Origin of the sequence: Methanospirillum sp. (assembly GCF_035406105.1) — an archaeon.
Taxonomy (GTDB): Archaea; Halobacteriota; Methanomicrobia; order Methanomicrobiales; family Methanospirillaceae; genus Methanospirillum.
Genome location: NZ_DAONKG010000085.1, coordinates 1 through 9,582, shown reverse-complemented (window position 1 = coordinate 9,582; position 9,582 = coordinate 1). Strand labels below are relative to the sequence as shown.

11 protein-coding genes and 1 pseudogene are annotated in these 9,582 nt (G+C 49.0%); 10 read left to right on the top strand and 2 right to left on the bottom strand.

Annotated elements, in window-relative coordinates; translation table 11 throughout:
• The first annotated feature begins 92 nt into the window (after nucleotides 1–92).
• The 6 genes from mmp3 to PLA23_RS06580 are packed head-to-tail and all read left to right on the top strand — an operon-like array spanning nucleotide 93 to nucleotide 5,278.
• Nucleotides 93–1,616, top strand: coding sequence for a methyl-coenzyme M reductase-associated protein Mmp3 (gene mmp3, locus PLA23_RS06605; RefSeq protein WP_324329291.1), 1,524 nt, complete (start codon nucleotides 93–95; stop codon nucleotides 1,614–1,616).
• On the top strand, nucleotides 1,613–2,068 hold the full coding sequence (locus PLA23_RS06600; protein ID WP_324329290.1) for a methanogenesis marker 6 protein: 456 nt from the start codon (nucleotides 1,613–1,615) through the stop codon (nucleotides 2,066–2,068). Before mmp3 ends, PLA23_RS06600 begins: the two co-directional genes overlap by 4 nt.
• Entirely contained in the window at nucleotides 2,069–2,515 is a 447-nt protein-coding gene (locus PLA23_RS06595) for a methanogenesis marker 5 protein (RefSeq protein ID WP_324474532.1), read from the top strand.
• Nucleotides 2,512–3,753: a methanogenesis marker 15 protein gene (locus PLA23_RS06590; RefSeq protein WP_324329289.1), complete on the top strand. Its 1,242-nt coding sequence runs from the start codon at nucleotides 2,512–2,514 to the stop codon at nucleotides 3,751–3,753. Before PLA23_RS06595 ends, PLA23_RS06590 begins: the two co-directional genes overlap by 4 nt.
• 5 nt (nucleotides 3,754–3,758) lie before the next feature.
• A complete protein-coding gene (locus tag PLA23_RS06585; protein WP_324329288.1) occupies nucleotides 3,759–4,343 on the top strand; it encodes a methanogenesis marker 17 protein in 585 nt (194 codons plus the stop codon).
• Nucleotides 4,340–5,278, top strand: a complete 939-nt coding sequence (locus tag PLA23_RS06580; protein WP_324329287.1) for a methanogenesis marker 7 protein — start codon at nucleotides 4,340–4,342, stop codon at nucleotides 5,276–5,278. The genes PLA23_RS06585 and PLA23_RS06580 overlap by 4 nt, the downstream gene beginning before the upstream one ends.
• Here the strand turns inward: PLA23_RS06580 and PLA23_RS06575 are convergent.
• Nucleotides 5,255–5,608: a hypothetical protein gene (locus tag PLA23_RS06575; protein WP_324474531.1), complete on the bottom strand. Its 354-nt coding sequence runs from the start codon at nucleotides 5,606–5,608 to the stop codon at nucleotides 5,255–5,257. The genes PLA23_RS06580 and PLA23_RS06575 overlap by 24 nt on opposite strands.
• A gap of 428 nt (nucleotides 5,609–6,036) precedes the next feature.
• Between PLA23_RS06575 and PLA23_RS06570 the strand changes: the two genes are divergently transcribed.
• The 4 genes from PLA23_RS06570 to PLA23_RS06555 all read left to right on the top strand — a co-directional run bounded on the left by PLA23_RS06570 (nucleotide 6,037) and on the right by PLA23_RS06555 (nucleotide 8,846).
• A complete protein-coding gene (locus PLA23_RS06570) occupies nucleotides 6,037–6,297 on the top strand; it encodes a hypothetical protein (protein ID WP_324329285.1) in 261 nt (86 codons plus the stop codon).
• 139 nt (nucleotides 6,298–6,436) lie between these two features.
• Entirely contained in the window at nucleotides 6,437–7,231 is a 795-nt protein-coding gene (locus tag PLA23_RS06565) for a PEGA domain-containing protein (RefSeq protein WP_324329284.1), read from the top strand.
• Entirely contained in the window at nucleotides 7,228–7,884 is a 657-nt protein-coding gene (locus PLA23_RS06560; RefSeq protein ID WP_324474530.1) for a PEGA domain-containing protein, read from the top strand. Before PLA23_RS06565 ends, PLA23_RS06560 begins: the two co-directional genes overlap by 4 nt.
• Nucleotides 7,885–7,928: 44 nt before the next feature.
• On the top strand, nucleotides 7,929–8,846 hold the full coding sequence (locus PLA23_RS06555) for a PEGA domain-containing protein (protein WP_324474528.1): 918 nt from the start codon (nucleotides 7,929–7,931) through the stop codon (nucleotides 8,844–8,846).
• Here PLA23_RS06555 and PLA23_RS06550 read toward each other — a convergent pair.
• Nucleotides 8,847–9,582 (bottom strand): annotated as a pseudogene (locus tag PLA23_RS06550) (hypothetical protein); the annotation flags it as partial.

Below are 9,582 nucleotides of genomic sequence, written 5' to 3'. Positions count from 1 at the left end.
AAATTGTAAAGATCGGACCGACTGCCGAGGTACTTGCAGAGATTACCGAGCAGGAACGGGAACGGATGGCAAACGAGTAACAAGGGGTGGCGATGCCCACAATCCACGTTGATGGAGAGATAAAGACAGTACCCGCCGGATTCACAATTGATGATCTGCTCCCGGATCGGAAGAGAGATCTTTGTGTTGGTATAATCAGGCCTGTTACGATCAGCCAGGCAGAAACAAAAGAATTCCTGATTAAGACCACCGCCGGCGAGGTTGTTGTCGAGACGATACCGGGAACACGTGCCGGAGAGATTCTTTCCGTGCTGTCCCAGGTAAAATCAGGCTGGCATGATCTGCAGGTCGCAAGTTTCGGCCCGTTTCCCTCTTCTTTTACCCCTTCACGAAAACCGTCACGATATGAACGCGGGGATCTGGCTCTTGGATGTGGAGGATATGATCCTGCACGTTCGTTTCTTGTCTTCTGTCGGAAGACCCATGCTGCTGATCATGGCGGGCCGGCAGAAAACGGAATACTCGCTACGGTCATATCCGGGATGGGCGTTCTGGACCGGTTCAACGATGCCGATTCCATCATTTCCATCGAACCGGTTATCTCATTTGCCGAATCTTCTGATGCCCGTACAACAACTGATGGCTCTGTTGTGCTGGAAGACGGAATGCATATCGTCACTCACATCAGGGTGATTGCAGAGGGCAAAGGATCGGACGGATATGATCCGGCAGCTGCTGTAAGTGTTGACCGGATGCTGCTTGCGCTGCAGAATGAAGATTTTACTGTTGATAAGCGACTGAGTACCCATATTCGGTGTGATATCCTTGCCGGGACTGATGTTCCATGTGAGCGATGTTTAGCGAGGCGTGAAGGGACTGTTCTCATGCGGACATCAGGAAAAAACCGTGGATCAGTCTATATCTATACCAAGGATCTCTCCCGGAGTCTGGCTCATACCGTGGTCGGGCATGTGATTCATGGTATTGAGCTGTGTAAAATCGCGCAGGAGGGTGATCGTCTTCGTATTATCATTGAACCATCTCAGGTTGATCTGGTCGGGATGCCGCTTACAGCGGCACAGGAACGTGCGAAGGAACTTGGTCTGACGCTGACATCTGATGAAGAGGGGCCTGACCGGATCGTCATCGGTCAGAAACCTGTAACCACCCTTGAGATACTTGCACAGGGTCAGGTTCAGGTTGAAACAATCCCTGACAAACAGGTCATCTCAATCACACTTGACGATGAACACGCACCACGAACCTGTAAAATATTCCGGGAGTTTTCAGGGCTGAAGTATCATGCGATCGGAAGACTTCCGATGCTCTTCTCCTTTGATGAGGTCACCCTCTTTAAGGCAAAAATTCCGAAGACCACCAATGTGATTCCTGAGAATATTCCCATCTCTTCGGTTGATGCCGGTGTGCTTGCAATGACGAATGATTCCTGCAAAGGTGTCGGTATTGTCGGGGTTCGGGCAGTATCATCATCCGAGTTTGGTCCCACGTCTGAACCGTTCTCTGGAACGAACCTTATCGGCACAGTGCTTGATATGGATAAGATTGCAGGTTTAAAAGAGGGAGAGATGGTGTTTTTCAGGGAGGTCCGGAGATGAAGGAAAAGATACCCCCGCTGTATGCAGGCACCGTTACAAAATATGTCTTTATTGAATCCTATAAAGCCACCCCTGACGACATTGCAGCACGGGCATATGAGGTATCCGGTCAGGTCATGATCAAGGAGACCTGTTTTGGCCTTCAGATAACCGGCAGAGAGGAGGAGGTGGATCGTGTCATCGCACATATTAGAGCGCTCGATCCGGCCCATATATACGTGAAGGATCGGGGATTTCCACCCGGGGATCCCCGGAGATGCAGGGCAAATCTGGGGGGGGCCAGGCCGGGATATTTCGGGCATGAATACGAGATGGGCTTTATCAGAAGAATCTCAATCGGACTTGAACAGCTGGAAAATGCATCAGAAAGACCTGAAAATGAATCAGAACAAAAAGAAACGGAAGGATTATCGGTGAAACGACTGATGGAACTTATCGATCAGGAGGCCTGAATGGCACAGGTGTTTATATATCCTGCAACAAGTCTTATCCTCTCTGATCTTGTGGCACGGTTCGGACATAAACCACTGGGGACAGCTCTGTCTGTCCGGGAACGGATCCAGACCGCAGGTCTTGATTCACCACCGCTTCAGATGACTCCGGATGATGCAAAGAAAGGACTTCGGTGGGCAGCGGTGGAGGTTCCGTCAGGCGTAAGAGGGAGAATGTCTCTGTTTGGCCCCCTGATTGATCAGGCTGAAGCAGCCATCATTGTAAAGAACCCTGATTTTGCCTTTGGGTGTATGGGATGCGCAAGAACTGATGAACTGGTGGAATTTTTGATTAAGCAAAAGAAAATCCCGATTCTTGAACTGTATTACCCGGCTGATGAAGAAGAGGGGATCATCTTTGTCCGGAGGGTCAGGGATTTCCTCACCGGCCTTGGAGGTTCATCATGATTGAAGAGACTGTCCGTATTGCCCAGTTATCCTGTGGTCCTGAGTATTCAGGGGTTCAGAAGGAGATAAACACCGCAGCAGAGGCAGTCGGAGCCGAGGTTTTCTTCCCCGATCTCTCCCTTGCCGATATACGGAGGAATTTTAAGGATTTCGGCCTCGATGTCAAATCAGGTGACCTGAAGCTTGCCATTGCCCGTGCCGTTGCCCTTGTTGAAGGGGCGGCTGAGGCAGATGCAGTCTTTATTGCATCCTGTTTCAGGTGCGCAGAGGCTGCGATTGTCAGAAATGAACTCAGGCGCTATATCCATGAACATTCACGGCTTCCTGTGGTCAGTTACTCGTTCACCGAACGGACGACATCAGGAACTCTTCTGACGAGAATGGAAGCCCTGACCACGATTGCCCGTCGGCGGGCCCTCCTGGCCCGTGAACGTCAGACCGGGCTTACGATGGGGGTTGACTCCGGTTCCTCCACGACCAAAGCGGTGGTTATGCAGGATAATGAGATCATCGGGACCGGGTGGCGGCCGACGACTGAAGTGCTGACCAGTGCTGAAACCGTCATTGACCTTGCCCTTGAAGAAGCCGGGATCCGTCGGAATGATCTTGACGCTGTTGGTACGACCGGGTATGGCCGGTTTCTGATCGGAGAGCATATTGGCGCAGATCTCATTCAGGAAGAGCTGACGGTCAACAGTAAGGGTGCTGTGTTTCTGGCTGACTGTCAGCATGGCCCTTCAACCGTGATTGATATCGGAGGTATGGACAATAAGGCCATTTCTGTCCTGGATGGGATCCCCGGAACCTTTACCATGGGTGGTATCTGTGCAGGTGCATCCGGCCGGTTCCTGGAGATGACAGCAAAACGTCTGGGGGTGGATATTACCGAACTGGGTCCCTTAGCCATGAAAGGGATGGGCGGTGACGTTCCGATGAACAGTTATTGTATTGTTTTTGGAACCCAGAGCCTCGTAAATGCCCTTGCCGAAGGCCATTCAAAGGAGAATGTTGCCGCGGCAGCATGTCATTCTGTCGCTGAGCAGGTCTTTGAACAGCAGCTTCAGGAGATTGATATTAAAGAACCGGTTGTTATGGTTGGTGGTACTTCTCTCATTCAGGGTCTTGTCCGTGCCATGGGAGATCTGCTCCAGACAGAGATTGTTGTTCCCCATCACTCCCAGTATATCGGCTCTGTCGGGGCTGCATTATTGTCATCAGGATTTGTGGAGAAGAGCTGAGAGGTATGTCAACGCTGGAGTATTTTGAGGTAGACTCAACTGAACCGGTCGGAGCACAGCTCTACCGCCGGATCGCTTCAACGGTCATTACCGATCATAACCTCCTCAAAGTTCTTGAGAGACTTCGGATCTTTATTGACCCAACGGTTCCGGTTTTTATTGCGGTCGGTGTCACAAGGACCGTGCCCAGGACCATCACCGTATCAGATCTTGCTGGAGTCACCTTTGATGAACAGAAGATAACGCTTGCGATTGCAGATGAAACCTTCCTTGCCGATCTTCTCCAAATCCTCTGGGAAAAGTACGGAAAGGATCAGGTACGGCAGCCAGACCGGTTTACTATTGAGATTCAGACGCAGGGAGATGCTGCAACATCAGGAATTGAAGACCTTGCGGTTGCGGATCCGACAGAGGGGCTCTTTAAGGATCTCATCTATTCAATGCAGGTCATCTGTCCGGAGGGGTTCAGGGTAAAGAAACAGAATTTTCATGAAGGCAGGTTCTGGTTTGTTGCAAGTGAGAATACCCTGCCTGAAGATGTTACCCCTCTCGTTGATGAACAATTCAGGATCATGGGGGCTACCGCATGATTCTGGTTCCGATTACCTATAAAGGTGGAGTTTTTCGTCATGATGAGATATTGGATCTTATCGAGGATATGGGCGGGTATATTATTCAAAAGCACATGATAGCCCAGGAAGTGGTTCTCCAGGCCCTTATACCGAAGGATGATATTGATATCCTGAAAACATTCTCCCGACCTCTGGCAGGTGAAGTGATTCCTGCCCCCCTCGTCGGTACTGAAATAGCTGTTGTCTCGATGTCGCTTGAGATTCACCACCTTCCTCATGCTTCGTGTGATGTAGCCGAATACCTTCGGACTGCTGGTGCCAAAACCAATATGATCGGTCTTGCACGTGGATTTGGAAAACGTATTGGTCTTTTGTCAGATGAAGAGCGGGATATCATCAATGAGCATGATCTGGCAATTTACCTGTTTGGGAATTTTGAGACCTGTATTAAAGAGAAGATGCCAACATTCAGACGGGGTATCCACGTGCCGATAGTTGTCTGTGGAGGTCCGGCAAAAGAGACGCTCATGAAGATTATTGATCCCCCGGTTGCCGGGTACATCGGCGGGCTGGGGAGATTCATGCACCGGACAAAGGAGCCTCATGAACTTGCACGACTTGATGAGATTGTTGCAGAAGTCTCCCGTGTCATTGATCAGAAACGGACCGGTATAGCAAAAGATCCCCTCTCAGTGACCCCTGCACGACTGATGGATGTCATACTGGAACATGTACCCGACATCCATGAGGTAACATCACCGATTCCGGTTGTTGTACAGATGGACGGAGTTAGAGTGAAACTCCCGTATGATCCGTATGCCGCACAGGTTCGTGATATTGAGATTGAAGCCGGGATCAGGATAGCAGATGTATGTGATATCCGGCCGTCCCGGATGCGGGATTATATCCTGCTTAAGGTAAAGCCGTTTTCAGAGACCGGAATGCTCGTTTAACTCTTCTCCCCTTTCTACCGTTAATATCAGTCCACCTGTTATTCGGTATGTCTTATTATATATAATGGCGATTATCGATCCCAAGATAATTGAACCGATCACGCCCATTACAAATTCAGCAATTGCCCCAGTAATAACTCCAAAGATAATGAGTGGATCGAAAAGATCATGCATGCCGGTATGGGGTGAAAAGCGAAGCCAAAATACTCCAGCACCAAAAAGTGTGAGAAAGATTCCCAAAATCATTCCACAGAGAGTACCATAGGGTATGAGGCATTGTATGAGTGAAATGGGATACACTGACTGAATCTTTAGGACTTCCTGTGCCATAGACTCATGTCTGGTTATCAGGTGATACTATTTTTACACCCGCACGCTGAGATGATCCAGGTTCGAAAAAATTGACAAACCATGGTGTTGCAACTGGTTGCAACCAGTTTTAAGAAGTTTTTACTCTGGTTTTTGAGATAAAACCTTCTGATTTGTCTCAAAGATCATGATAGTCCCCGTGACCGGTTTTTAGCAATTTCAACCAGCACAGACTTGCTGATCCAACAATCGGAATGTTTTATCCTTCATGATCCATCCGGGTCCGGATTATCGGTATCAAAATCAGTCTGAACGAATTCAATAGAATTTCTTATTCAACCCTTATCTGCAGTTTCATCCAACGATAGTGATGTCACAGGATGACCTGTGAGCAGGATCATAGATATCCGAACCATCCGTATCCTCCTATAAAAAAACACAGGTGAAATATGTTGCATTCATCCATGTCCTCCTACACTGATGCTCCCTATGTTCCCTTTGTGTGGTCTTCCTCCCAGCCAGCGATGATTCTGCACCCCTCCGGGTATCAGAATCGTCCTGCACACGTACTATCTATCATGACAAAAGAACCTCCTGTCAATAGCTTATCAGATAAACTGGATAGTTCAATCGCTGATCTGGTGCAATCTGATGACCGGTTTCTGGATCAGCTGGAAGTCATGCATTATCTGAACTTCTCTGATTTTTAATCCGTACAATCTCCTCCTTCTCTTCTTCTGAATGGTTCATGTGTGAGAGCACCTGTTCCAAAGAATTATGAGTTTTCATAGCCCATGCTCACATATATGGGGTTGATGTGAAGTGAACTGGCATTTTTTACTGACAAGTATGGTGCTTTTTTCTACCATATTCTGTTGTCAGGCACTCGGAGAAGAGAAACGATTGACTGCACCTGGAATTGGGTATATTGAAGTAAGATCAGACCTGGATGGTGCCCGGGTGTATTTTGATACACTGTATATGGGGCATATCTCACATGGAAAACTGACAATTCCGGTGGATACGACGGTGACCCCATCCTGGAAGAATGTCCGGATGGAATATAGCGGATATCTCCCCTATGCAGGGCCGTATACCCAGACTGAAGCCGGGAAGACGATAGCATATAAAATTGACCTGAGTAAAACCTCCTATGATAGGACCGGTATTGTGCGATTTATCAGTGAACCTGCCGGGGCAGAATTTCTTTTAAATGATAAAAGTATGGGTATAACCCCGGATTCGGGGATACTGATTGCGTATACCGTTCCCCGGGGATTATACACCGTTAACGCGCAGAGACCGGGGGATCAAACGATCACGGATCAGCTCTATGTTGATGATAACGCCGCAACGACCTATCGCGTTACCATGATTCCGTCCCCCCTGGGTGAACTGGATATTAATTCAAAGCCTGAAGGGGGGACGATCTTTATCGATAACCGGATGGTGGGTATCACTCCGTTACATATGAAGGAGATTCCGACTGGTGAGCATACCATTCAGATCAGGATGGATGGGTATCAGGATTGGACTGCAAATGTATCTGTGCTTGGCGGAAGTCTTGGATCGGTCGAGGCGGTTCTGGTCTCAAATCCTCTGCCTGTTGTGCCGGCTGAGTCACAGGAGCCAGTAAAACAATGAAGTTCATGGCTTTTCTCCTGACTGGCATTTTTTTCTGCCTTATTACCGGGATGCTGATCTGTCCGGTAACCGGGATTGCCGCACCACAGGAAGCAGGTACGTATTATCAGGCCACCGGAACCCTCCATGTGGATGGCAATCCGGTCGGAATGGAGATATCCCTTGATGGCAGAGTTGCAGGACAGGTTCCTGATTCAGGAGTCCTCATCATCGAAAATATATCCGTTGGCCAGCATGCGGTCATGGCAACGTTTCCCGGGTATGAACCTCAGGAGGTGTGGGTGGATGTGCCTGATGGTCTTCCTGCTGAGGTACGCATCGATCTGACAAAGCAATCGGTCGGATTCCTTGATATATCGTCAAATCCTCCGAATGTGCAGGTGTATGTTGATGATGTGTATAAAGGAATCACTCCTGCAAAGATCGAAGTTTTGGCAGGGACTCATATGGTTCTTCTCAGACTTGCCGGGTATCAGGACTGGTCAGCAGAGACCATTGTCCATGGTGGGGAGACGGCAGTTGTAACCGGAACTATGACTTCGGTATCAGCTCCTCCGGTATCCACCCCATCAGGGGGGCCGTCATTCATCATAACGATCCTGTTCGTCATTGCCGGATGTATGATCGCATATGTGCAAACCGTGAGGAGATAAGTGTTCATAATCCAATGGATGCAAATAAGATGAGGAAGAATCTGATGATATCTACTGAAAAGCATCACAATCTGTTATTTTTGATCCTGGTTGCCGGCCTCATTCTGCTGTCCGGTTCTGTTGTGGCGGACAATACGACTGATGAGACCGGATATTATGAGATCAGGTCAAATGTAGAGAATGCATCTGTATATTTTAATGGTGCCTTTGTTGGTACGATTCAGAAAGGCTCGTTACTGGTTCAGGCTGAAACAAGTAACCGGCCGGTGCATCATCAGCTGATGATTCAGGCACCAGGATATACCACGTACAATGAGACCATTGTCCAGGCACCAAAACCAGGAAAGAGTAATATCATACGAGGAACCCTGACCGCCCTTCCACCAGCGAAAACCGGGACCGTATCACTGGCAGTGAATCCGCCAGGCGGCGAGGTCTTTGTTGACGGGGTATCATCCGGTATTGTTGACCAGTCTGGCATTCATGTGCTTCGTGACATAACAGCCGGGTACCGTACGATTCAGATCACAAAAACCGGATATAAGGACTGGTACGAGCGGGTCTATGTTGAACCCAACATGAATACCAAGATCAGGGTCGCACTGACCCCGATCACAACCGGCTCTCTTACGGTATCTTCAGAACCATCTGCAGCAAATGTTCTCCTTAATGGAGCACCGGTGGGAATTACTCCGGTAACCATACCGGATCTTCCTCCTGGTGCGGTTCAGGTCCGGCTCACCCTCCCTGGATATCAGGACTGGAATGGTGAGACTACCATCATCACCGGACAGACGGTTCCGGTATTTGGGACACTCATGCCGGTGGTTGTTGCAACTCCTGAACCGGTAAATACAACCCCAGAGGAGACAATGACCCCTGAACCGACACAAAGCCCCCTCTTTATCGGGACGGTGTTTGGTGCCCTAGCCTTGCTGGTAATAGGGGTTACCAAAAAGTAATCAGCCTCTTGGGCCGAATACTTTCTCACTTATTTTATACTGCTCGCCATTCTTGTAAAAGACGACGACCTGAACTTTGTCGTTTCCAGATGTTCCCTGTATCTCTGCAACACTTCCAATGTTATTTGCCAGTTCTTTGGTTACTTCTGATCCATCGGAGAGCAGGGCATGAACCTGGACTGTTTTTACCAGCGACTGGCCGTGTCCGCCTCGAAATGTTGCCGTAATAACCCGGTATACCGGATCCTTTATAACATCTACCATGACCATGAGATTCTTTGGTGGTTCGGTGACCGGGCCGTCATACAGACTATTTGAGGATGTGACCGGTGCACTTGCAACCGTGGGAGTTGCCGTAATTATTCCTGCCCGTGTCTGCCCAACATTCTGGTTAAGGATAAGGTATGATGCCCCGTTCTTGTAGTACGCTGCAACCTGCACGCGGTCAACTCCTTTTGAACCGTCGAATGCTATCTCAGCCCCTCGGTTTGGCGGAAGCGGCTGTTCGGTCACGATACCATCGGATGTGGTTACCCGGACATTGATGGAATTGAGGAGTTGCTGCCCTTTTCCACCATCAAAAACGACGGTTATCTGGTTATAGACCGGATCCTTTCTGGCAGAAACTGATACTTCAAGTTCCGCAGGGGGCTGGGTAACCGGGCCGTCAAAGATGGAATATTCGGAAGCCGGTTCGGCCGTTGGTGTCTTTTCAGGTGCAGGAGGAATGGTTGTC

Bases quoted from the DNA above. Each gene is read 5' to 3' on its own strand.
- mmp3 (WP_324329291.1), top strand. From the start codon at position 93: ATGCCCACAATCCACGTTGATGGAGAGATAAAGACAGTACCCGCCGGA.
- PLA23_RS06600 (WP_324329290.1), top strand. From the start codon at position 1,613: ATGAAGGAAAAGATACCCCCGCTGTATGCAGGCACCGTTACAAAATAT.
- PLA23_RS06595 (WP_324474532.1), top strand. From the start codon at position 2,069: ATGGCACAGGTGTTTATATATCCTGCAACAAGTCTTATCCTCTCTGAT.
- PLA23_RS06590 (WP_324329289.1), top strand. From the start codon at position 2,512: ATGATTGAAGAGACTGTCCGTATTGCCCAGTTATCCTGTGGTCCTGAG.
- PLA23_RS06585 (WP_324329288.1), top strand. From the start codon at position 3,759: ATGTCAACGCTGGAGTATTTTGAGGTAGACTCAACTGAACCGGTCGGA.
- PLA23_RS06580 (WP_324329287.1), top strand. From the start codon at position 4,340: ATGATTCTGGTTCCGATTACCTATAAAGGTGGAGTTTTTCGTCATGAT.
- PLA23_RS06575 (WP_324474531.1), bottom strand. From the start codon at position 5,608: ATGGCACAGGAAGTCCTAAAGATTCAGTCAGTGTATCCCATTTCACTC.
- PLA23_RS06570 (WP_324329285.1), top strand. From the start codon at position 6,037: ATGTTGCATTCATCCATGTCCTCCTACACTGATGCTCCCTATGTTCCC.
- PLA23_RS06565 (WP_324329284.1), top strand. From the start codon at position 6,437: ATGGTGCTTTTTTCTACCATATTCTGTTGTCAGGCACTCGGAGAAGAG.
- PLA23_RS06560 (WP_324474530.1), top strand. From the start codon at position 7,228: ATGAAGTTCATGGCTTTTCTCCTGACTGGCATTTTTTTCTGCCTTATT.
- PLA23_RS06555 (WP_324474528.1), top strand. From the start codon at position 7,929: ATGATATCTACTGAAAAGCATCACAATCTGTTATTTTTGATCCTGGTT.